The organism is Ruegeria sp. BC6 (assembly GCF_056539185.1).
In genome coordinates, this window is sequence record NZ_JBQFUM010000001.1 from 427,501 (window position 1) to 449,759 (window position 22,259).

At 61.6% G+C, this 22,259-nt stretch carries 22 protein-coding genes; 18 read left to right on the plus strand and 4 right to left on the minus strand.

Translation table 11 applies throughout. The features are described from left to right. The first annotated feature begins 85 nt into the window (after positions 1-85). From argC to ACR0MM_RS02090, 7 genes are all read left to right on the plus strand, one after another. Positions 86-1,114: an N-acetyl-gamma-glutamyl-phosphate reductase gene (argC, locus tag ACR0MM_RS02060; RefSeq protein WP_170580315.1), complete on the plus strand. Its 1,029-nt coding sequence runs from the start codon at positions 86-88 to the stop codon at positions 1,112-1,114. 7 nt (positions 1,115-1,121) lie between these two features. Then, the gene (ccmE, locus tag ACR0MM_RS02065; RefSeq protein WP_170338751.1) at positions 1,122-1,568 is read left to right on the plus strand and encodes a cytochrome c maturation protein CcmE; all 447 of its coding nucleotides are present in this window, start codon (positions 1,122-1,124) and stop codon (positions 1,566-1,568) included. 138 nt (positions 1,569-1,706) lie between these two features. After that, a complete protein-coding gene (locus ACR0MM_RS02070; protein WP_170437434.1) occupies positions 1,707-2,318 on the plus strand; it encodes a holin-associated N-acetylmuramidase in 612 nt (203 codons plus the stop codon). Beyond that, on the plus strand, positions 2,309-2,887 hold the full coding sequence (locus ACR0MM_RS02075) for a holin family protein (protein WP_480694149.1): 579 nt from the start codon (positions 2,309-2,311) through the stop codon (positions 2,885-2,887). Before ACR0MM_RS02070 ends, ACR0MM_RS02075 begins: the two co-directional genes overlap by 10 nt. Before the next feature lie 75 nt (positions 2,888-2,962). Continuing rightward, the gene (locus tag ACR0MM_RS02080) at positions 2,963-4,927 is read left to right on the plus strand and encodes a heme lyase CcmF/NrfE family subunit (RefSeq protein ID WP_170363531.1); all 1,965 of its coding nucleotides are present in this window, start codon (positions 2,963-2,965) and stop codon (positions 4,925-4,927) included. Then, positions 4,924-5,379, plus strand: a complete 456-nt coding sequence (locus ACR0MM_RS02085) for a cytochrome c-type biogenesis protein (RefSeq protein WP_170455160.1) — start codon at positions 4,924-4,926, stop codon at positions 5,377-5,379. Before ACR0MM_RS02080 ends, ACR0MM_RS02085 begins: the two co-directional genes overlap by 4 nt. Positions 5,380-5,450: 71 nt before the next feature. Next, positions 5,451-6,227, plus strand: coding sequence for an enoyl-CoA hydratase-related protein (locus tag ACR0MM_RS02090; protein ID WP_170445772.1), 777 nt, complete (start codon positions 5,451-5,453; stop codon positions 6,225-6,227). 3 nt (positions 6,228-6,230) lie between these two features. Here ACR0MM_RS02090 and bmt read toward each other — a convergent pair whose 3' ends face one another. Together bmt and ACR0MM_RS02100 are read right to left on the minus strand one after the other, a co-directional pair. Further along, positions 6,231-7,244, minus strand: a complete 1,014-nt coding sequence (bmt, locus tag ACR0MM_RS02095) for a betaine--homocysteine S-methyltransferase (protein ID WP_480694151.1) — start codon at positions 7,242-7,244, stop codon at positions 6,231-6,233. A 118-nt stretch (positions 7,245-7,362) separates the two neighbouring features. Continuing rightward, complete coding sequence (locus tag ACR0MM_RS02100; protein WP_170357709.1) at positions 7,363-7,680, minus strand: DUF1476 domain-containing protein; 318 nt, start codon at positions 7,678-7,680, stop codon at positions 7,363-7,365. A 188-nt stretch (positions 7,681-7,868) separates the two neighbouring features. Here ACR0MM_RS02100 and purC point away from each other — a divergent pair, with 188 nt between their 5' ends. The 7 genes from purC (at position 7,869) to ACR0MM_RS02135 (ending at position 16,860) form a co-directional block, all read left to right on the plus strand. Next, the gene (purC, locus tag ACR0MM_RS02105) at positions 7,869-8,624 is read left to right on the plus strand and encodes a phosphoribosylaminoimidazolesuccinocarboxamide synthase (RefSeq protein ID WP_170357710.1); all 756 of its coding nucleotides are present in this window, start codon (positions 7,869-7,871) and stop codon (positions 8,622-8,624) included. Positions 8,625-8,771: 147 nt separating this feature from the next. After that, positions 8,772-9,440 (plus strand): MarC family protein, encoded by a 669-nt coding sequence (locus tag ACR0MM_RS02110; protein ID WP_480694153.1) that lies wholly within the window; start codon positions 8,772-8,774, stop codon positions 9,438-9,440. A 129-nt stretch (positions 9,441-9,569) separates the two neighbouring features. Next, positions 9,570-9,800, plus strand: coding sequence for a phosphoribosylformylglycinamidine synthase subunit PurS (gene purS, locus ACR0MM_RS02115; protein WP_093961981.1), 231 nt, complete (start codon positions 9,570-9,572; stop codon positions 9,798-9,800). A 34-nt stretch (positions 9,801-9,834) separates the two neighbouring features. After that, on the plus strand, positions 9,835-10,503 hold the full coding sequence (gene purQ, locus ACR0MM_RS02120) for a phosphoribosylformylglycinamidine synthase subunit PurQ (protein WP_170357712.1): 669 nt from the start codon (positions 9,835-9,837) through the stop codon (positions 10,501-10,503). A 36-nt stretch (positions 10,504-10,539) separates the two neighbouring features. Then, positions 10,540-12,312 (plus strand): sensor histidine kinase, encoded by a 1,773-nt coding sequence (locus ACR0MM_RS02125; protein WP_093961983.1) that lies wholly within the window; start codon positions 10,540-10,542, stop codon positions 12,310-12,312. Positions 12,313-12,325: 13 nt separating this feature from the next. After that, positions 12,326-13,660, plus strand: coding sequence for a sigma-54-dependent transcriptional regulator (locus ACR0MM_RS02130; protein WP_093961984.1), 1,335 nt, complete (start codon positions 12,326-12,328; stop codon positions 13,658-13,660). Positions 13,661-14,163: 503 nt separating this feature from the next. Next, complete coding sequence (locus ACR0MM_RS02135; protein WP_480694155.1) at positions 14,164-16,860, plus strand: ribonuclease E/G; 2,697 nt, start codon at positions 14,164-14,166, stop codon at positions 16,858-16,860. 39 nt (positions 16,861-16,899) lie between these two features. Here the strand turns inward: ACR0MM_RS02135 and ACR0MM_RS02140 are convergent, their stop codons facing one another. Further along, positions 16,900-17,139 carry a sulfurtransferase TusA family protein gene (locus tag ACR0MM_RS02140; protein WP_093961985.1) on the minus strand — a complete coding sequence of 80 codons (240 nt, stop codon included), beginning with the start codon at positions 17,137-17,139 and terminating at the stop codon, positions 16,900-16,902. Between the two features lie 105 nt (positions 17,140-17,244). On the opposite strand from ACR0MM_RS02140, the gene ACR0MM_RS02145 reads away from it, so the two are divergent. From ACR0MM_RS02145 to ACR0MM_RS02160, 4 genes are all read left to right on the plus strand, one after another. Then, positions 17,245-17,997 (plus strand): cytochrome c biogenesis CcdA family protein, encoded by a 753-nt coding sequence (locus ACR0MM_RS02145; RefSeq protein WP_170338729.1) that lies wholly within the window; start codon positions 17,245-17,247, stop codon positions 17,995-17,997. A 78-nt stretch (positions 17,998-18,075) separates the two neighbouring features. Continuing rightward, complete coding sequence (locus ACR0MM_RS02150; protein ID WP_170439316.1) at positions 18,076-19,350, plus strand: hypothetical protein; 1,275 nt, start codon at positions 18,076-18,078, stop codon at positions 19,348-19,350. Beyond that, complete coding sequence (locus ACR0MM_RS02155) at positions 19,347-20,696, plus strand: cytochrome P450 (protein ID WP_480694158.1); 1,350 nt, start codon at positions 19,347-19,349, stop codon at positions 20,694-20,696. Before ACR0MM_RS02150 ends, ACR0MM_RS02155 begins: the two co-directional genes overlap by 4 nt. A gap of 72 nt (positions 20,697-20,768) precedes the next feature. After that, positions 20,769-21,650, plus strand: coding sequence for a fructose bisphosphate aldolase (locus ACR0MM_RS02160; RefSeq protein WP_480694160.1), 882 nt, complete (start codon positions 20,769-20,771; stop codon positions 21,648-21,650). On the opposite strand, the gene ACR0MM_RS02165 is transcribed toward ACR0MM_RS02160, so the two are convergent. Then, positions 21,632-22,255, minus strand: coding sequence for a DNA-3-methyladenine glycosylase I (locus tag ACR0MM_RS02165; RefSeq protein WP_480694162.1), 624 nt, complete (start codon positions 22,253-22,255; stop codon positions 21,632-21,634). The two genes, ACR0MM_RS02160 and ACR0MM_RS02165, sit on opposite strands and share 19 nt — an antisense overlap. Positions 22,256-22,259: the final 4 nt, after the last annotated feature.

A 22,259-nucleotide genomic window follows, 5' to 3' on the forward strand; every position in this document is an offset into this window, starting at 1 on the left:
AAGGACCGGCCTCTGTCATGAATTTATTCGGTACCTGTCACGTCGGCGGGTGCCATACGTGTCAAATAAATCTACGAGGTCTGACATGACCCACAAAATCGCAATCCTGGGCGCTTCGGGCTATACCGGTGCCGAACTGGTACGGCTGATCGCCGAGCACCCGAACATGGAAATCACCGCCCTGGCGGCCGAGCGCAAGGCCGGGCAGACCATGGCCGAGGTGTTTCCGCATCTGCGCCATCTGGATTTGCCGCGTCTGTGCAAGATTGAGCAGATTGACTTTGGCCAGATCGACCTGTGCTTTTGCGCGCTGCCGCACAAGACCAGCCAGGAGGTCATCCGGGATTTGCCCTCCGACCTCAAAATCGTTGATTTGTCGGCGGATTTCCGGCTGGCCGACCCCGATGAATACGAGAAATGGTACGGCAATCCGCATGCCGCACTCACGCATCAGGATGAGGCTGTCTACGGGCTGACTGAGTTCTACCGTGAGGATATCCGCGCTGCGCGGCTGGTGGCTGGCACCGGGTGCAATGCTGCCACGGGGCAGTACGTGCTGCGGCCGTTGATCGCGGCCGGTGTTATCGACCTGGATGACATCATTCTTGATCTGAAATGCGCTGTCTCCGGGGCGGGGCGTGCGCTGAAAGAGAACCTTCTGCACGCCGAACTGAGCGAGGGCACCAACGCTTATGCCGTCGGCGGTACCCACCGGCATCTGGGCGAGTTCGATCAGGAGTTCTCGAAACTGGCGGGCCGCGCGGTTCACATCCAGTTTACGCCGCACCTGATCCCCGCGAACCGGGGCATTCTGGCGACCTCGTATGTGAAGGGTGATCCGCAGAGCGTTTATGAAACGCTGTGTGCAGCCTATGCAGACGAGCCTTTCATTCAGATGCTGCCCTTTGGCGAAACGCCTTCGACCCACCATGTGCGCGGGTCGAACTTCTGCCATATCGGCGTCGTTGCTGACAGGATCGAACGGCGAGCCATCGTGATTGCGGCGCTGGACAACCTGACAAAAGGTAGCAGTGGGCAGGCCTTGCAGAACGCAAACCTGATGTTAGGTGAACCCGAAACGACCGGGCTTATGATGGCCCCACTGTTCCCATGAGGGCGAGATGAAGACGCTGAAGAAACGTCGTCGTGTACAGATCATTCTGTTGGCTTTTGTGGCTTTGGCCCTGGCGACGGGCTTGATCGGTTATGCCATGCGAGACGGGATCAACTATTTCCGCTCGCCCAGCCAGGTAATCGCCGAACCGCCGGCGCCGAACGAGGTGTTCCGCATCGGTGGCTTGGTCGAAGAAGGCTCGATCGTACGAGGGCAGGGTGAAACCGTACGGTTCACCGTCACCGACGGGGGTGAGAGTGTGAAGGTGGCCTTCACCGGTGTCTTGCCTGATCTGTTTTCCGAGGGTCAGGGGATGGTCGGCACCGGAAGCTACGTTGATGGTGTGTTCCAAGCCACTGAAATTCTGGCAAAACACGACGAGACCTATATGCCGAAAGAGGTCATCGATGCCTTGAAGGAGCAGGGCGTCTACGAAGAGCCGGCAGACAGTTGAGACAGGACAGCCTTCGGTAGGTTGCCTGAATGAGTGTTCAAGGGCGTTGCGCGATCTGGTCGTGCAGCGCCCTTCTTCGTTTCATGGACTTAAGGATTTCACCGGACCGTGGGCCGCATAGGAACACAGAGGTGCAGCATGCAGTCGGTTCAACAGATTGCCAACGAGATCGTAACCCGCGAGGGCGGCTTCGTCGATGATCCGGACGACCCCGGAGGGGCCACGAAATACGGTGTCACAATCCACACGATGCGACGGTTGGGCCTTGACCTGACGCGTGACGGCACTGTCGATCGCCGCGACGTGATGGCGCTTGGCCGGGATCAGGCCGTCGCGATTTTCATCACGCATTACTTTCAAAAGCCCGGTCTGGCACGGGTGCCCCACGTGCTGCAGCCGACGCTGTTCGATATGTACGTGAATGCGGGCGGACAGGCGGTACGCATCCTGCAGCGTCTTTTGGTGCAGATGGGATTTTCGCTCGCCGTGGATGGCGTTTTGGGGCCGCGAACGGCTGGGGCGTGCGATCAGGCCGCAAATCCCGATCCGGTGGTGTTGCGCGACGCGTATGGGGTGGCACGAATGAACTACTATTTCCGGCTGGCTGACCGACGTCCGGCCTTGCGCAAATACGTGCGCAGCCGCAACGGTGGGAAAGGGGGGTGGATCCGCCGGGCCGAGGAGTTTCTATCTCCACCCTATCACCTGAGCATGGCCGAGTTTCAGCAAAGGATAGCCGTATGGGACTGATCGCAGGTGTTTTTGACCTTCTGTTCGGAAGTGGGCGCAACGTGGTGCGCGAAACTGCAGAGGTGTTTCGCGAGAACGCGGAGGCCGGTGCGGAACGCGCTGTTGCGCTGCGTGGACAGGCCATGAGTCAGCTCGGCGCGGAATTCGAGGTTCCCCGCAAAGGCGGGTTTGACCGTTTCATGGATGGTTTGAACCGGTTGCCAAGGCCTGCATTGGCGCTGGGGACATTGGGTCTGTTCGCGGCCGCGATGGTCGATCCACTGTGGTTTGCGGCGCGGATGCAGGGAATTGCACTGGTGCCCGAGCCGCTGTGGTGGCTACTGGGCGTCATCGTGTCGTTCTATTTCGGAGCGCGGCACCAAGCGAAGGTTCAGGACCTTCAGCGTGATATCTCAGTTACGATGATGCGTGCGCCACAGGTCATGGCTAACTTGCAAGCTCTTCACGAGATGCGAGCGGACAGTCCGGGAGCCGCCGATCCGGGGCCGGATGCGGAACTGACGGCCCAGGTGATCATCCCCGATCACAACCCGGCGCTGGAGGACTGGCGGCGTCTGCAGCGCGCCTGACCCGCGACACTATGTGCGCCTGATTGCGGCGAAAGTGATTGGCGCTTGCCCGGGCGCGGGATTATACCCGTGCCCATGATTACCGAGCTTGGACATTTCGCCCTTATCCTGGCCTTCATGGTGGCCATAGTTCAGACAGTCGTGCCATTGATCGGCGCCGCAAAACGCTGGCCGTCATGGATGCTGTTCTCGGAGCCCGCGGCTATTGCGCAATGTCTTCTGACAGGATTTGCCTTCGCTGCGCTGGTGTGGGCCTTTGCGACCTCGGATTTCTCGCTGCGGATCGTGGTGGAAAACAGCCACTCTCTGAAGCCGATGCTGTATAAGATCAGCGGAACTTGGGGAAACCACGAAGGCTCGATGCTGTTGTGGGTATTGATCGTGGCGCTTTTTGGCGCGACGGCCGCGCTTTTTGGCCAGGGTTTGCCACCCACGCTCAAGGCCCGTGTCTTGGCGATGCAGGCCGCAATCGGGGTGGCGTTCTACGCCTTCATTCTGTTTACGTCGAACCCGTTTGACAGGCTTCCCGTGGCGCCGTTTGACGGCCGCGATCTGAACCCCTTGCTGCAGGACCCCGGCTTGGCTTTCCATCCGCCGTTTCTGTACCTTGGATATGTGGGCCTGAGCATGGCATTCAGCTTTGCCGTCGCTGCCTTGATCGAGGGGCGGGTGGACGCGGCGTGGGGTCGTTGGGTTCGACCGTGGACCTTGGCAGCCTGGATATTCCTGACCATCGGCATCGCGTTGGGATCCTGGTGGGCCTATTACGAACTGGGTTGGGGCGGATTCTGGTTTTGGGATCCTGTGGAAAACGCGTCTTTCATGCCGTGGCTTCTGGCCGCCGCCCTGTTGCACTCGGCCATCGTGGTCGAAAAGCGCGAAGCCCTGAAAAGCTGGACCATTCTGCTGGCGATCATCGCTTTTGGCTTTTCGCTGATCGGAACCTTCATCGTGCGCTCGGGCCTTTTGACGTCGGTTCACGCCTTCGCAAACGACCCTGAGCGTGGTGTGTTCATCCTGTTCATTCTGGTGGCGTTCATCGGCGGAGCGCTGATCCTGTTCGCCGCCAGGGCGCAGGCGATGGAGGCCAAGGGGCTGTTCGGAATGGTCAGCCGTGAAAGCGCATTGGTGCTGAACAATATCCTGTTGGCTGTCAGCAGTTTTGTCGTGTTCTTCGGGACCCTGTGGCCGATGGTGGCCGAGATGATGTTCGACCGAAAGCTCTCGGTCGGGGCACCGTTCTTCAATGCGGCCTTTACGCCGTTCATGGTGGTGTTGGGCATCGCATTGCCGCTTGGCTCGATGCTGCCGTGGAAGCGCGGCAGGCTGGGCCGCGTCGCATGGCAGCTGCGCTATGCGTTTGTTCTGGCCGTTTCGCTGGCCATACTGGTTTGGGTGCTGCAGACGGGCCGCAGCGCGCTTGGCCCGGTTGGTTTGTTCCTTGGCGCATGGATCACCTTCGGCGCCGCGGTCGATCTGTGGAGCCGTACAGGCCGCACCGGCGGCTTCCGGCGTCTGATGCGTCTGCCGGGTGCGGATTGGGGCAAGGCGATCGCCCATACCGGTCTGGGGGTCACGATCTTTGCGATTGCCGGCCTGACCGCCTGGGAGGTCGAGGACATCCGTGTTGCACGTATCGGCGAGACCTTCGACGTGGGCGGTTTCTCGTTCACTCTGGACGGTGTGCGCGAGGTTGAGGGGCCGAACTATTTCTCCACCATGGCCGATGTGCAGGTTCAAAAAGATGGTCGAGAGATAGCTACGTTGAACCCGGAAAAACGGACCTATCCGGTGGCCGCCATGCCCACGACCGAAGCCGCGATTGACTACCGCTTTCTGCGTGATGTCTACGTGGTCATCGGGGATCAGCAGGACGATGGCGGCTGGGTCATGCGTACTTACATCAAACCTCTTGCGAATTGGATTTGGGGAGGCTGCATACTGATGGCTCTGGGCGGATTGTTCAGCTTGTCCGACCGCCGCTTCCGGGTGGCCGCAGGCGCGCGCAAGGCTCCGGCAGGCGGGGTGCCAGCAGAATGAAACGTCTGATCGTTTTGTTGTTGTTGCTGGCATCGCCGCTGATGGCGGTCCAGCCGGATGAGGTGCTGGACGATCCGGTACTTGAAGCCCGAGCGCGAGACATCAGTACGGGCCTGCGTTGTCTGGTCTGCCGAAACGAAAGCATCGACGAAAGCAACGCGGAACTGGCCCGTGACCTGCGCATTTTGCTGCGCGAACGGCTGGTCGCGGGCGACACCGATGAAGAAGCGGTTGCCTATATCGTCGACCGCTACGGAGAATACGTGCTGCTCAAACCCACGACCACGGGGGCGAACCTGCTTTTGTGGCTGGCAGGGCCGGCCATGCTGTTGATTGCCGCGGGTCTGGGGTGGAACTTCCTGCGCGGTCGTGCGCGGGTTGACGAGACCTCCGCCGTAGACGGTTTGAGTGACGACGAGAAAGAGCGCCTGCGCCGGATTCTTGAAGACTGACGTGCGGTTTGCCTTTCCCTTGCGCGGCATTTGCGTCAGGGTTCGGGAAATTCTGCGCATGTGAGGACTTCATGGAATACGAAACGGTGCTTTTGGACATCACGGACGGTCTGGCTGTGGTCACGCTGAACCGGCCGGACAAGATGAACGCGCTTACGACGAAAATGCGCGCCGAGATTACCCATGCGATGAAAAAAGCCGCTCATGACGCGCGCGCAATCGTCCTGACGGGCGCGGGTCCGGCCTTTTGCTCCGGCCAGGATCTGGGCGATGCGTCCAGCACCGGCAAGATCGATCTGGAACGCGCGCTGCGCGATGAATATGAACCGATGCTGGAAGCCGTTCATGATTGTCCGGTGCCGACGATCGCGGCGGTGAACGGTCCCGCGGCGGGGGCAGGGGCCAACCTGGCCCTGTGTGCCGATGTGGTCATAGCGACCGAAAGCGCCTATTTCCTGCAGGCCTTTGCCCGGATCGGTCTTTTGCCGGACGCCGGCGGAACTTGGTTCATGCCGCGCCAGATGGGTCTGGCCAAAGCCATGGGTGCGGCCCTGTTCGCCGACAAGATTTCTGCGCGTCAGGCCGACCAATGGGGCATGATCTACGAGGCGGTTGCGGACGATGAATTCGCCTCGCATTGGCGCAAGCGCGCCGAGTACCTGGCCAAAGGGCCGACTGCGGGCTTTGCCGCGATCAAAAAGGCGATGAGAGGCACCTACGAAAATACCTTGCCGCAACAACTGGCGACCGAGGCGCACCTGCAGGGAGAATGTGGGCGCACCCGCGACTTCGCCGAAGGCGTGGTGGCATTTTTGGAAAAACGCGCCCCCCGGTTCGAGGGGCGCTGACCATCAGGCCCGGCGGCGGCGACGCGCGCGCCGTTCGGGCATCGCCTCGTCCCCGGTTCCGTCGCTGGCCGACGAGAAAGGCCCAAGGACTGCAGTAATTTGCTCGAGCGACGGACGGGCGCCACGGGGTTCAGTGTCCAGTGCCTTGCGCATCTCACGCAGGTGCGCTGGCATCGTTCCGCAGCAACCACCGATGATGGTCGCACCTGAATCCCGCGCCATGGCTGCGTAACGGCCCATCAGTTCGGGCGTGCCGTCATAGTGGATGTGGCCATCAACATATCTCGGAATGCCCGCATTGCCCTTGGAGATCAGGGGGCGTTCGGTTCCCTGAGCCACAAAACCCAGAACCGTGCGCAGGATGTCAGACGCGCCGGTGCCGCAGTTGGCGCCAAAGGCGATCGGCGGGTTGGGCAGGGTTTCGACCAGTTGCGCCAGATCTGCCGAGGTCACGCCCATCATGGTGCGCCCGGCGGTGTCAAAACTCATGGTACCGCACCAAGGCATGTCGGCCAGGGCAAAAGCCTCGGCCGCGGCGCGGAATTCCTCCGGCGCGCTGATCGTTTCTACCCACAGCACGTCGACGCCGCCTTCTTTCAGCGCCTCGGCCTGTTCGTGGAACATCTCTACCGCCTCGGCATGGGTCAGGCTGCCCACTGGTTCCAGGATTTCCCCGGTCGGGCCGACCGATCCTGCAACCACCACCGGGCGCCCGGCGGCATCTGCCACCTCACGCGCCAGTTCGGCGCCGATGCGGTTCAACTCGGCCACGCGAGTGTGGGCGTCGTGCAGCTTCAGACGTGCCGCCGTTCCGCCGAATGTATTGGTCAGGAACAGGTCGCTGCCTGCGTCCACCGACCCCTGATACAGGGCGCGGATCTTGTCGGGCTGGTCGGTGTTCCACAGCTCGGGCGCGTCGCCCGATTGCAGCCCCATGTTGAACAGGTTCGTTCCGGTGGCGCCGTCGGCAAGAATGGCGTCCTTCGTTTCCAGCAGTCTGGTCAGCGCGTTGGTCATTGGAGATGTCCGGAGTTGTGGCCCCACGGGCCAAAAATTTAGACGCCCCGTGTCGCATGACCGGGACGTCAAATCAAATTCATAATACTCATGAAGATCATGAGGTGGGCGGCATGCCTCAGTTGGCTTCGCTCATCACCTGAGCTTTGGCTTCGGGCAGCAGTTCCGCCATCTTGGCGCGGATTTCCTCGGGGCTGGACAGATCGCCCAGATCGGCGGCGACCTTGCGCACAACGTCCTCGTGGCCGGCCTCTTCGAAATCGGCGATCACGACGGATTTTGCATACTCGGCGGCCTCGTCGCCGCTTTTACCCATTTTTTCCGCAGCCCACAGGCCCAGCAGCTTGTTGCAACGGGCTTGCGCCTTGAACTGCATTTCTTCGTCATGGGCGAATTTTGCTTCAAAGGCGTTTTCGCGTTCGTCGAACGTGGTCATGGGTGTTGGGCCTCTTCAAGTAAAAGTGTGTTTCCTGATGATATGACCATACGCGCAGCCGGGTGCAAGGTATTTGCGCTGCGTCAAAGCCTCTCGGATGCATGAACTTGCGGGAAAGGGGGGCTTGCACTATGAGAGCGCCAACGCGATGGGACTCATTCCCTCGCCCCAGCCTGGAAAGGTCGCACATGGCGCGTCGCAAGAAGATTTACGAAGGCAAGGCCAAGATCCTGTACGAAGGCCCCGAACCGGGCACGATCGTGCAGTATTTCAAAGATGACGCCACCGCGTTCAACGCGGAAAAGAAAGACGTGATCGACGGCAAGGGTGTTCTGAACAACCGCCTGAGCGAATTCTTCATGACCGGTCTGAACCAGATCGGGGTGCCGACCCATTTCATCCGCCGCCTGAACATGCGCGAACAGCTTGTTCGTAGCTGCGAGATCATCCCGTTGGAGGTGATCGTCCGCAACTATGCCGCCGGGTCGCTGTCGAAACGGCTGGGCATCGCCGAGGGCACGCAGTTGCCGCGTCCGATCGTGGAATACTGCTACAAGGACGACTCGCTGGGTGATCCGCTTGTGACCGAGGAGCACATCGCTGCGTTCGGCTGGGCCAGTCAGCAGGACATGGACGACATCCTCAGCCTGGCGCTGCGGGTGAACGACTTCATGAGCGGCGTGATGCTGGCTGTGGGTATCCGTCTGGTCGACTTCAAGATCGAAATCGGTCGTGTCTACGAGGGTGACTTCCAACGCCTGATCGTCGCTGATGAGATCAGCCCGGACAGCTGCCGCCTGTGGGACATCGAGACAGGGCAAAAGCTGGACAAGGACGTGTTCCGCCGCGATCTGGGCAGCTTGACCGATGCCTATTCCGAGGTCGCCCGTCGCCTGGGGGTTCTGCCGAAAAGCAATGTGAGCAAGCCCACCCTGATCAACTGATGGCGCCGACAGGCAGGGCCTAACAAGGATGCGCTGCTCCTATTCGGAGCGGCGCATTTTTCATTGCGGGTTTGACAGGTCAGGCCCCCGTCACGCATCTTCGGGTTGACCGACCAACCCGGTCCGCTAACCAAGGTGGCACACTGAATGAGCGCGTTGTTCGATCAAGCGGTTTTTCTGAAGTTTCTGGCGGCCGTGCTGGCCATATTCAACCCGCTCTACAACATCCCGATCTTCCTGAGCATGACGCGCGACTGCACACCTGCCGAACGGCGCAGGGTAGCTATGATCGTGATGGCCTCGGTGACGGTGATCGCGCTGATCTCGGTCGCTATTGGTGAAGAGGTGTTGGCTGTCTTCGGGATCGACGTTCCTTCGTTTCGCGCGGCCGGCGGGCTGATTATCTTCGGGATCGGCATGTCGATGCTGAACGCGCAAGACCGTGCGCCGGGCGACCAGGCGGCCGTGGTCGATGGTCACGCGCGCAAGTTGAACTTTGCCGTTGTTCCGCTGGCGATCCCATTGACGATTGGCCCGGGCACGATTGCCGTGACGATTGTGTTCTCGCATCAACTGTCGGATGGGGCCGAACTTGTGACCCTTGGCTCGGCGATCCTGATCGCTTGTTTCATCGTCGGGCTCGGCCTGTTGTTTGCCGACAGCATCTCGCGTCTTGTAGGTGAGACGATGATCAACGTGCTGACCCGGATCATGGCGATCCTGCTGGTTGCCGTGGCCGTCGAGATGGTTCTGACCGGCATCTTCAACGCGGTTGATGCACATTATCCCGGGTTGACGGGCAGCGCGGGCAATTGAATTCCTCAAGATGAAGCGCCTGCGGTCATTCGACCGCATCACAAAGGCTTGTTCTGCGCGGTCAGTCGCGCTATCCCCCGCGCAACGGAACAGGCCCCGGCGCGGCGGGCCACAGGTGGAGTTGCGACGATGAAGGCACGGGTGCACGTAATGCTCAAGAACGGGGTTCTCGACCCCCAAGGCGAGGCTGTGCGCCACGCATTGGGCGCACTGGGGTTCGACAAGGTGCAAGGCGTGCGGCAGGGCAAGGTAATTGACCTAGAACTGGCCGATGGCGCAACCGAGGCTGATGTGGCCGAAATGTGCGAGAAGCTGTTGGCCAACACGGTCATCGAGCGTTACGAGATCGAACTGGTCTGAGTTCTCTGACCGTCATCCCCAAGGAGGGTTTCCCATGCGCGCAGCGGTTGTCGTTTTTCCGGGGTCCAACTGTGACCGGGATCTTGCCGTCGCCTTTGAGCAGGCTGGTTTTCAGGTCGACATGGTCTGGCACAAGGATGCCCAACTGCCGCAGGGCGTGGACATCGTGGGCGTGCCGGGTGGGTTTTCCTACGGCGATTACCTGCGCTGCGGTGCGATCGCCGCGCAGTCTCCGATCTGCAAGGCGGTAGTCGAACACACAGAACGGGGCGGCTATGCCATCGGCATCTGCAACGGGTTCCAGATACTGACCGAGACCGGCATCCTGCCGGGCGCACTGCTGCGCAATGCCGGCCTGAAATACATCTGTCGAACCGTTGGGCTGAAGGTGGAGACCAGCGACAGCGCCTTTACTCAGGGCTACAACGCCGGAGACGTGATTCAGATTCCGATCGCGCATCACGATGGCAACTACTTCGCTGATGACGAAACAATTGCCCGCCTGCGGGACGAGGATCGGATTGCCTTCAGCTATACCGACAACCCCAACGGCTCGCGCGGGGATATTGCCGGGATCCTGTCGCATAACCGGCGCGTGCTGGGCATGATGCCCCACCCCGAGCGGGCGGCGGACGAGGCCCATGGCGGCACCGACGGAGTGGCGCTCTTCCGCGCATTGTCGGGTGTGCTGACACCTGCGTGACTTGAGGTCGTGGGCGCGGAAGCGTAGCTTCAGTGCATGAGTTCCGACGCGCAATCAGGCTGGACAAATCTATTTGGCCGCGGTGCCCCTTTGGGGTGGCGCCTGCGGCTCGCCGTGTTCGTGTTGCTGGTTGCTGCTGCGGCGACGGTCTGGGTCACCAACAGCCTGCTGACCAATCGGTTTACGGAATCGACTCGCAACAGGGCTGAACTGCGTCTGGCGCTCTATTCCGGCAACCTGCTGAGCGAATTGCGTCGGAACGCCATCGTTCCACAATTGCTGGCCCGGGACCCGACCTTGATTTCGGCATTGCAGTCAGCCGATTTTTCCCTGTCGACGCAGCGGCTTCTGTCCTTTGTTGAAGAAATCGGGGCTGCGTCGCTGATGCTGTTGGATCGGGATGGTCGGGTCGTTGCCGCAACAGACCGCAATCGACTGGGCGAGTCCCATCGAAGTGACCCGTATTTCGTGAATGCCGTCAGGTCGAACGCGACGATCTTTTCCGAGATTGCGCGCGAGACTGGCAGCTATGGCTTTCTCTATTCCCGCAGGATCGAGGCCGGGTCCGAAATTCTGGGCGTGATCGTGGTCGAGGTTGATCTGCGCAAGTTTGAAAACGCCTGGGCCGGGATCTCGGACGCGGTCATGGTGACCGACAGCACCGGAACTATCATTCTGTCGACCGAACCCCAGTGGCGCGGCTTGAACGAGACCGAGGCGTTGTTGCGGCAGCATCCCCAGGGTGCCATCCAGCGCGCAATTCGGGCGACTACCGATTGGACGGCCTTGCCGCCGGACGCCTATGTTGCGGGCGAGGCCGTGATGCGCATGGAGACCCGCATCCCGTTCCGCGGTTGGAAGATGACCTCGTTCACGACCTATTCCTCGATCCGCGAAAAGGTGAACAGCGTGCTGGCACTCGAGATCATGGGGTTTGCGATTCTCCTGGCGCTGACCTTTTATGCACTGAGCCGCAGGGCCACGTTCCGCATGGCGCTGTTCCAACGCGAGTCGGCGGAGCTTCGCGCATTGAACGCAAGGCTGCAGCGTGAAATCGCCGAACGCGAACGGGTTGAAAAGACGCTGGAAGTGGCGGAACAGACGCTGGCGCAAAGCTCGAAGTTGGCAGCCCTGGGCGAGATGTCGGCGGCCGTAAGTCACGAGTTGAACCAGCCGCTGGCGGCGATGAAGACCTATCTGGCGGGCGCGCGGCTGCTGCTGCGCCGTAACCGTCCCGAAGAGGCACTGGCCAGCTTTGGTCGGATCGACGGTCTGATCGAGCGGATGGGCGCGATCACGCGACAGCTCAAGTCTTATGCCCGTAAGGGCGCGGACGCGTTTTCGCCCGTAAATCTTGGGGAGGCGTTGGCCTCATCCCTGTCGATGATGGAACCGCAGCTGCGTCAGAGGCAGGTCAAGATCACCCAGATTCTTCCCGAAGAGCCGGTGATCGTGATGGGAGATCGGATGAGGATCGAACAGGTTATGGTCAACCTGTTGCGAAACGCGCTCGACGCCACCAAATCTGTTGCAGAGCCAGAGGTCGAGATCATTCTGGCCGCAGGCGAGACCGCCGTGCTGGCGGTGCGCGACAATGGCCACGGGATCGAGGATATCGAGAACCTGTTCGAGCCGTTCTACACCACCAAGCGGCCCGGAGATGGGGTCGGCTTGGGGCTTGCCATCTCGTCCGGGATCGTGAACGACCATGGCGGACGGCTGACTGCGCGCAACGGCCAGAACGGCGGCGCGGTATTCGAGATGCAACTGCCCATTTTGGGACATGACGGCCTTGAGGCCGCAGAATAACGAGGACGTACCTATGGCACAGGCCATGAAGATTGCCATCGTGGATGATGAACAGGACATGCGCCAGTCGATCAGCCAATGGTTGGCGCTGTCCGGCTATGACACCGAAACCTTTGCCAGCGCCGAGGATGCGCTGAAGGTTCTGGGGCCGGATTACCCGGGGATCGTGATCTCGGACATCAAGATGCCCGGTATGGATGGCATTCAACTTTTGAAAAAGCTGATGGGTGCCGACAGCACCTTGCCGGTGATCATGATTACCGGTCACGGCGACGTGCCAATGGCGGTCGAAGCGATGCGGGTGGGGGCGTTCGACTTTCTGGAGAAGCCGTTCAACCCGGATCGGATGTCGGAACTGGCCAAACGCGCCAGCAACGCGCGGCGGCTGACGCTGGACAACCGCGCCCTGCGGCGCGAGCTGTCGGGTGGCACGCAGATCATGAACAAGCTGATCGGCGCCAGCCCGGTGATGGAGCGCCTGCGCGAGGATATTCTGGACCTGGGCCAGGCCGACGGGCATGTGCTGATCGACGGTGAGACCGGCACCGGCAAGACCCTGGTGGCGCACGCGCTGCATGCAGTGGGCAGCCGGGCGGGCAAGAAATTCGTTCTGGTCTCCTGTGCCGCGCTGGAAGAAGAGGCGCTGGCCAAGCGGCTGTTCGGTCCCATGATGCCTGAAGACACGCAACTGCCCGCCATCGAGGAAGCCCGGGGCGGTACTCTGGTGCTGGAGGACATCGAGGCGCTGAGCGACACGCTGCAGGCGAGGTTGCTGAGCGTAATGAACGAGCAGGGGACGCCGGCTGAAACCCGGATCGTTGCGATCTCGAACCTGCAGGAAGCTGGCAAGACCAGCGAGGACGTGCTGCGGCCCGATCTGTTTTACCGGCTGGCGGCGCTGCGGATCACCATGCCGCCGCTGCGGCAGAGAGGCGAGGATATCCTGACCCTGTTCACCCGGCTGAGCGAGCAGTTTGCCGAGGAATATGGTTGTGAGGCGCCGCAAGTCAGCGCCCAGGAGGCCGCGCAGCTGCTGCAGGCCCCGTGGCCGGGCAACGTGCGCCAGTTGATCAACATCGCCGAACGCGCGGTTCTGCAGTCGCGGCGCGGCTCGGGCACCATCGCGTCACTGTTGATGTCCGATCACGAAGAGATGCAGCCGGTGATGACCACCGAGGGTAAGCCGCTGAAGGAATACGTTGAGGCGTTCGAACGGATGCTGATCGACAACACAATGCGGCGCCACAAGGGATCCATCGCCTCGGTGATGGAGGAACTTTGCCTGCCGCGCCGGACTTTGAATGAAAAAATGGCCAAGTACGGGTTGCAACGGGCGGACTATCTGTAGGCGAGGGGGGCAATCCCTGTTGGCCTTCTGGCCAAAGTACACCCGGGAAATTTGAGGCCGGAGGATGCCCGACCTGTCTGTAGATCGGGCTCCTTTGCAGTTTGCCCATTGTGTTTTCCACAGGACTGCTTTTATTGTACCGGGACGGGTCGGGCGCATTTTTGTGCCTGGATGTCCCGAATCATTGAGTTTCGCTGCTTTGCTGCAGGTGGTGACCTTTCCCGCCCGGCCAAGCAGACCGATTGTGCCCCGTTACGGGGCAGTAGAGTACCTGAGCCCGAACTTCGGGCGAAAGGAATAATGGGCAGGCAGCGGCGTGTTCGCGCCTGTCGGAGAAGAACCGCGATGACGCGCGCGCTACGATTGAGTATACGGGCAGGGGGCCACAGCGCCGATCCCTGCCGTGCGCCGTCCGTAATCGCCCAGACAAGACACCACCCCAGATGCGCCTGTCCGCCTGGACAGGTCAGGACAACGCGTTTGGCGCGGTGCACCAAGGACACATGGCAAAGAAAATGCTTATCGATGCCACCCACGCGGAGGAGACCCGCGTCGTGGTGGTGGACGGAAACAAGGTCGAGGAGTTCGATTTTGAATCCGAAAACAAACGCCAGCTTGCTGGCAACATCTACCTGGCAAAAGTAACGCGCGTCGAACCTTCGCTGCAGGCGGCCTTTGTTGACTATGGCGGGAACCGGCATGGCTTCCTTGCGTTCTCGGAAATCCATCCGGACTACTACCAGATTCCGGTCGCGGACCGCGAAGCCCTCATGGAGGAAGAGCGCGCCTATGCCGAGGCAATGAAGGCGCGGGACGAGGCCGAAGAATCCAAGCCCAAGAGGCGCCGCTCGCGTTCGCGTTCGAAGGCGGCAGAGGTCAAGACGGACGATCCGGTCGAAACGCTGGACGTATCCGCCGAGCCGACAGGCATGGAAACCATCGATCTGGTCGAGGAAGACGCCACTGATCAGGATGTGCCCGAAGGCACGTCTCCGATGGAGACGGTCGCTGAAACTCCGGTCGAAGAGCCGAGTGAAGACGCGAGTGACGAACCGGCGGACGAAACGGCCGAAGCCGACGCCGCACCCGCGGAACCCGTCGAAGCAGACGAGCCCGAAGCGGATCTAGCCGACGAAACCGACGTCGAAGCTGATGAGGCCAAGCCGGATGCGGCGGCCAAGGATGACACAATCGAGTCGGTTGCGGATGATGATGACAGCGAGGATATCCGTCCTCCGCGCAAACCACGCCCGCGCCGCTACAAGATTCAGGAAGTCATCAAGGTGCGCCAGGTTCTGTTGGTGCAGGTCGTCAAGGAAGAACGTGGCAACAAGGGTGCCGCGCTGACCACTTACCTGTCGCTGGCCGGCCGGTATTGTGTGTTGATGCCGAACACCGCACGCGGGGGCGGCATCAGCCGCAAGATCACCAACGCCGCGGACCGCAAGAAGCTCAAGGAAATCGCATCCGAGATCGACGTGCCTATGGGCGCCGGTCTGATCATCCGTACAGCCGGCGCCAAGCGTACCAAGTCCGAGATCAAGCGCGACTACGAATACCTGCAGCGCCTGTGGGAGCAGATCCGCGAACTGACGCTCAAATCGATCGCTCCTGCGAAGATCTACGAGGAGGGCGATCTGATCAAACGGTCGATCCGTGATCTTTACAATCGGGACATCGACGAGGTTCTGGTCGAAGGCGAAGGTGGCTACCGCATCGCCAAAGACTTTATGAAGATGATCATGCCGTCGCACGCCAAGAACGTGAAGCGGTACGAGGATCAGTTGCCGCTGTTCGCGCGCTATCAGGTGGAAAGCTATCTGGCGGGGATGTTCAACCCGACGGTCCAGCTGAAATCGGGCGGGTATATCGTGATCGGCGTGACCGAGGCGTTGGTTGCCATCGACGTGAACTCTGGCCGCGCCACCAAGGAAGGCTCGATCGAGGAAACTGCGCTCAAAACCAACCTTGAGGCCGCCGAGGAAGTTGCACGCCAGCTGCGCCTGCGCGACCTGGCCGGTCTGATCGTCATCGACTTCATCGACATGGACGAGCGCAAGAACAACCTGGCGGTCGAAAAGCGCCTGAAGGACAAGCTGAAGACCGATCGGGCCCGTATTCAGGTTGGACGGATCTCGGGCTTTGGCCTGCTGGAGATGAGCCGCCAGCGCCTGCGCCCAGGAATGCTTGAGGCAACCACACAGCCTTGCCCGTCCTGTCATGGCACCGGTCTGATCCGCTCGGACGACAACATGGCTCTGTCGATCCTGCGTCAGATCGAAGAGGAAGGGACGCGCCGCCGCTCACGCGAGGTGCTGGTGCGGTGTCCGGTCAGCATTGCGAACTTCCTGATGAACCAGAAGCGCGAACATATCGCGCAGATCGAGGCCCGCTATGGCCTGTCTGTTCGGATCGAAGGCGACATTCATCTGGTCAGCCCTGATTTCTCGATGGAGAAGTTCAAGACGGCCAGCCGGATCGTTCCCGAAGCTTCTGCGCCGGTGGTGTCCGCGACGGCATCGCTGATGGATCTGGTGGATTCCGAGGACGAGGTTGAAGACAGCGCCGTCGAGCCGGAACAGGCGGAAGAGGAAGCCAAGCCGAAGCGCAAGCGCCGCCGGCGTCGCCGCAAGAAGAACGGCGGTAACGGCGAGCAGGCCGAGGCAACCAGTTTTGACGAAGCTGCGGAAGACAAGGCGACCACCGAGGCGCAACCCGAGGAGTCCGGGACGGAAAAGACCGCAGAGTCTGAATCCGCTCCGGCTGAGACCGCAGAAGCTGGCGCCGAAAACGTGACCGAGGGTGAAGCGGAACAGGCCGAAGAAAAATCGGCCAAGCCCAAAAAACGTCGGGCACCGCGCCGCAAGAAGACGGCCGAAGTCGAAGAGGCGCCCGCGCCGGAACCCGAGGTGGCCGAAGAAGCGGTTCAGGCGGCCGCAGAAACGCCTGCTGATGAGGCTGCGGGTGCTGAGGACAATGCCCCCGAAGCGCAAGCCGAGGAGCCGGTCGAAGAGAGTGAGCCCGAGGTAGCGGCAGAAGTCGAAACGCCAGATGCCGAGCCCGTGGCGGAAGCGCCGGAAGCGGCAACAGAAGAAAAAGCCGAGGACGCCGCAGAGCCGGTGCTTGAGACGGTGGCGGAAGAACCCGAGCCGTCTCCGGCCAAGCCCAAACGGCGCGGTTGGTGGTCACTGGGCCAATAAGACAAAAAAAGGCGGACAGTATTGTCCGCCTTTTTTCTTTCAGGTCCCGCCGTTTTTCCGAATGAGATAGACGTGGTGATCCGCAGCTTCTTCCATCCCGATCAGCTCGTGCCCGGACTCCGAGCAGAAATGAGGTACATCGACGATTGCGGCCGGATCGTCGGCAAGGACCCGGAGAAGGGAGCCCGCAGGCATGGCCTTGAGCCGTTTGCGGGCTTTCAGGACGGGCAGGGGGCACAGCAGGCCCAATGCATCCAGTGTTTCGGCTTCTTGTGTCATGGCTCTCAGATATTTGCATGACGCACAGCTGTCCAGCCGGCAACCACGAGGATGTGACCGAATGGCCCCGTGACGCGCCCCATAGGATATCCTATGTGCAGTGGCATGTTCGGAATCGATATCATCGACGCGGGGCTTCTGCCCGCCATGTTCATCGCGCTGGTCGGCGGGTTGATCAGCTTTCTGTCGCCCTGCGTGTTGCCGATCGTGCCGCCTTATCTGGCCTATATGAGCGGCGTGACCATTCACGAGATGCAGGATCAGGCGCAGGCTCGACGCAAGGCGACCCTGTCGGCACTGTTCTTCGTCCTTGGGCTGTCGACGGTATTCCTGCTGCTGGGCTTCACGGCCTCGGCCTTCGGCGCATTCGTACTGCAGAACCAGGAGCTGTTCGCCAAGGCCTCGGGTCTGGTGGTGATCGTGTTCGGCCTGCATTTCCTGAACGTGTTCCGCATTCCGATCCTGGACCGCGAAGCGCGGCTCGAAACCGGGGACTCAGGCGGCTCGGTTTTTGGGGCTTACATTCTGGGGCTGGCCTTCGCATTCGGCTGGACCCCGTGCATCGGCCCCCAGCTGGGCGCGATTCTGTCGCTGGCCGCGTCCGAGGCTTCGGTGGCGCGGGGCACGCTGTTGCTGGGCGTCTACGCGGCGGGTCTGGGCATACCGTTCCTGCTGGCTGCGATGTTCCTGAACCGTTCAATGGCGGTGATGAACAAGCTGAAACCGCATATGGGAACGATCGAAAAAGTCATGGGTGGCTTGTTGCTGGTCGTCGGCATCATGCTGGTGACGGGTCTGTTCACCGAGTTCAGCTGGTGGCTGCTTGAGACGTTCCCGGCATTGGCCACTCTGGGCTGACGCGGCGCCCGGTCGCGATGATCGGGCCTTACCTTGGCCACATCGCTGCGCTAACCTGCCCGCAACAAGGGCAAAGGCATGAGCAGTCAGGTTCCGCAATCTGGGGTACAACGACGCCGGGTGTTCTATATCCCCGGCTATGATCCGATCCATCCCCGCCGCTATCGCGAACTCTATCGAAAAGAGGGGCGCGCGCAGTCAGCGATTTCCGGGTATCGGTTGGAGGTCTCGGCCAAGACGGGCGATGGCCCCTATGGCTGGCACGTCCGGTCGGAGCAGGACGGGGCCGAAGTAGATACGGATGTCGAGGTTCTAGTCTGGTCCGACATCGTGCGCGACAGCATGGACAGCTCGATCCCGGCGACCTACTGGCAACTGCTGTGCACGGCCTCGATCTACATCTCGACTGGCACGCTGTGGCGGCTGATGCGGCTGCGCAAAGGACCGGTGATCGCCGCACTCTATCCGGTGGCGATGTTGCTGGGGCAGTTGGCGCTGGCGGGATTGGTCTTCTACGGTGTGGCAATGTTGTCCGAGTCCGCGATGCATTGGTTGGTTGAAGCTGTGGAAGGACCCGCGCTGTTCGGTCCCTATTTTGCGGCGCGGATGTATCTCAGCCTGGCTATTGGCGTGTTGGCGGGCTGGTGGGTCTTGCGCTGGTTCCGAAAGATCGACAACCGCCTGTTCGCCTATTACCTGATGCACGACTATGCCTATTCTGCGCGGCTGCGGGGAGAAACGCCGCCCGAGTTGCAGGCTCGGCTGGACGAATTCCGTGCCACTATTGCGGCAGCGCTACGGTCGCCCGTCGATGAGGTTCTGGTGGTGGGCCACAGTTCCGGCGCCCATCTGGGGGTTTCGGTTCTGGCCGACCTGCTGCGGCGGGGCGAGGTGCCACCGGATGGCCCGGTCCTGTCGTTCCTGACATTGGGGCAGGTGGTGCCGATGGTGTCATTCCTGCCGCGGGCCGGCCGGTTGCGGTCCGACCTGCAATTGCTGTCGCAGACCGAGCAGTTGACATGGGTCGATGTCTCGGCACCCGGGGATGGCTGCGCCTTTGCCCTATGTGATCCGGTTGCGGTCAGCGGGGTTGCCGGGCCGGGCAAGCGGTGGCCGCTGGTTCTGTCAGCCGCTTTTACGCAAACCCTGTCGCCCGAACGTTGGGCCGCGTTGCGCTGGCGGTTCTTCCGTTTGCATTTCCAGTATCTTTGCGCGTTCGACCGGCCTAGCGACTATGACTATTTCCGCATCACGGCCGGCCCGCTGACACTGGGCGCTCGGTTCGCCGGCCGGGCGCCGTCGAAATCGCGGATCGAGCGGGCGGTGTCAAAGTACCGGACGGTGCGCGCATGACCCCGCCCAAGCCGCCCGCCAGACCGGACAAGGTATCTCTGTGGCAATACCTGCGCCTGTTCCGGCGTGACATCCTGTCGGCCCAGCCGCAACGCCTGTACCGCGCCTGGATGGCCGAGTTCCGCACCCCGTTCTTCCGGTCCTACCTGATCAACCAGCCCGAGCTGATCGACCGGGTTGTGAAACACCGTCCTCAGGATTTCCCGAAATCCGGCCGGATCAGCGAAGGCCTGCGGCCCCTGCTAGGCCAATCGGTATTCCTGACCAACGGCGCGACCTGGGAGCGCCAACGCCGCATCATCGATCCGGCCTTCGAGGGCGGGCGGCTGAAACAGACCTTTCCCGCGATGCTGGCCTCGGCCGAGGCTTGCGCCGATCGCCTGCGCGACAGGACGGGCGTGCCGGTCGAGATCGAAGAGGTCACCAGCCATGCCGCCGCCGACGTGATCTTTCGCACCTTGTTCTCGGTGCCTATCGAGCACGAAATCGCCGCACAGGTGTTCGAGAAATTCCGCGCCTATCAGCGGCAGCAACCTCTGCTGAACCTTGCGGCTTTCGTGCCGCTGCCCGGCTGGGTGCCTCGGTTCCACCCGCGCAAGACCCGCCGTGCGGCGGCTGAAATCCGCGCCTTGATCGCCCGCATGACCCGCGAGCGGGCCGCGCAGATCGCCGCCGGCGCCGCGCCCGACGATCTGGCCACCAAGATCATGACCACGTCCGACCCCCTGACCGGGCAGTGTTTCGATACCGATGAGATGATCGATCAGGTGGCCATCTTCTTTCTGGCCGGGCACGAGACCAGCGCCTCGGCCCTGGCATGGACGCTGTACCTGATGGCCGCCTATCCTGACTGGCAGGACCGCGTGGCCGAGGAAGCCCGCGCGCAGGATGAAATCAGTTTTGCCAGCATGTCCAAACTGCGCATCAGCCGCGATGTGTTCCGCGAGGCGCTGCGCCTCTATCCGCCGGTGCCGATGATGGTGCGCGAGGCCACATGCCCCGAACGCTTCCGCGACCGCGACGTGCCCAAGGGCGCGCAGATCGTGCTCAGCCCATGGCACCTGCATCGGCATGAACGGCTGTGGGAGGACCCCGACAGCTTTGACCCGGCCCGCTGGGCGACTGAAAACGGCAAAGCCTGTCAGCGGGCGGCCTTCATACCGTTTTCGGCCGGGCCGCGAGTCTGCACCGGGGCGGGGTTTGCGATGGTCGAGGGGCCGTTGATCCTGTCGACCCTGCTGCGGCGGTACCGCTTCGAACCTGTCGAGGGCCACACCCCGGTCCCGGTGGCGCATCTGACGGTCCGGTCGCGCGACGGAATCTGGCTGCGCGTGGTTGAGCGCTAACAAACTATCATCGCCCCGCGCCATGCTGTATGCGGTTGGAAAAGCGGAATCATTACTGAACGGGAAAGTGTTATGTCCAAGGCTGAACAGCGCGAACAGATGATCAACGGTGCGGGTTTTATCGCGGCTTTGGATCAGAGCGGCGGCTCGACGCCCAAGGCGCTGGCGCTGTACGGGGTGCAGCCGTCCGACTATGGCTCGGACGAGGAAATGTTTGCCGAGATCCAGAAGATGCGCGCGCGGATCATCCTGGCCGATGACTTCACCCGCGAAAAGGTGATCGGCGCGATCCTGTTCGAACGCACGCTGAGCGAGGAAATCGACGGTCGCAAGGTGGCCGATTACCTGTGGTCAGTCAAAGGCATCGTGCCGTTCCTCAAGATCGACAAGGGGCTGGAGGACACCGCCAACGGTGTGCAGCTGATGAAGCCCATCCCGGGCCTGGCCGAGACGCTGGCCAAGGCCGAAGGTGTGTTCGGCACCAAGGAACGCTCGGTCATCCACGAGGCCAATGCCGCGGGCATCGCCGCCGTGGTGAAACAGCAATTCGACGTGGCCCGCGAGGTGATCGCCGCCGGCATGGTTCCGATCATCGAGCCCGAGGTGAACATCAAGTCGGACACCAAGGCCGAAGCGGAAGAGATCCTGAAAGCCGAAATCCTCAAGAACCTCGACGAGTTGGGCGAAGGGCAGGACGTCATGCTGAAGCTGACCCTGCCCAGCAAGGCCAATCTGTATGACGAGGCCGCCGATCATCCGCGTGTTCTGCGGGTTGTGGCGTTGTCGGGCGGCTATTCGACCGACGAGGCCTGTGACCTGCTGGCGCAGAACGGCAAGATGATCGCCTCTTTCTCGCGCGCGCTGACCGAGGGGCTGTCGAAACAGCAGTCGGATGCCGAGTTCAACGCGGCCCTTGGCAGCAATATCGACAAGATCTACCGCGCCTCGGTCTGAGGTTCGACCGGTTTGATGAAAAAGCGGCGCATCTGCGCCGCTTTTTCGCGCATGGCGCAGCTGGTGGCGTGGTCATTCACCAGCCCCATCGCCTGCATGAAGGCAAACACCGTGGTGGGGCCGACAAATTTCCACCCGCGCTTTTTCAGATCCTTGGACATGGCAACCGACTCGGGCGAAGTCGAGGCCGTCTGCGGCGCAGGAGGGGACTCGGGCTCGAACCGCCAGACATAGGCCGCCAGCGAGCCGGTTTCGGCCACCAGTTCCTGTGCGCGGCGGGCGTTGTTGATCACCGCCTCGATCTTGCCGCGATGGCGGATGATACCGGCATCTTGCAGCAGTCGTTCAACGTCCGCTTCAGAAAAACCGGCCATCACGTTGAAATCAAAATCGGAAAAGGCTTTCCGGAAGTTCTCGCGCTTGGCCAGAATGGTGCGCCAGCTGAGGCCGGATTGGAAGCTTTCAAGGCAGAGCTTCTCAAACAGACGCTGGTCGTCACCTACCGGATAACCCCATTCATTGTCGTGATAGTCGAAGAACTCCGGCGCGGCCTGACACCAGCCGCATCGCGGTTGGCCATCCGGCCCGGTCACGAGTTCGCGCATCGAA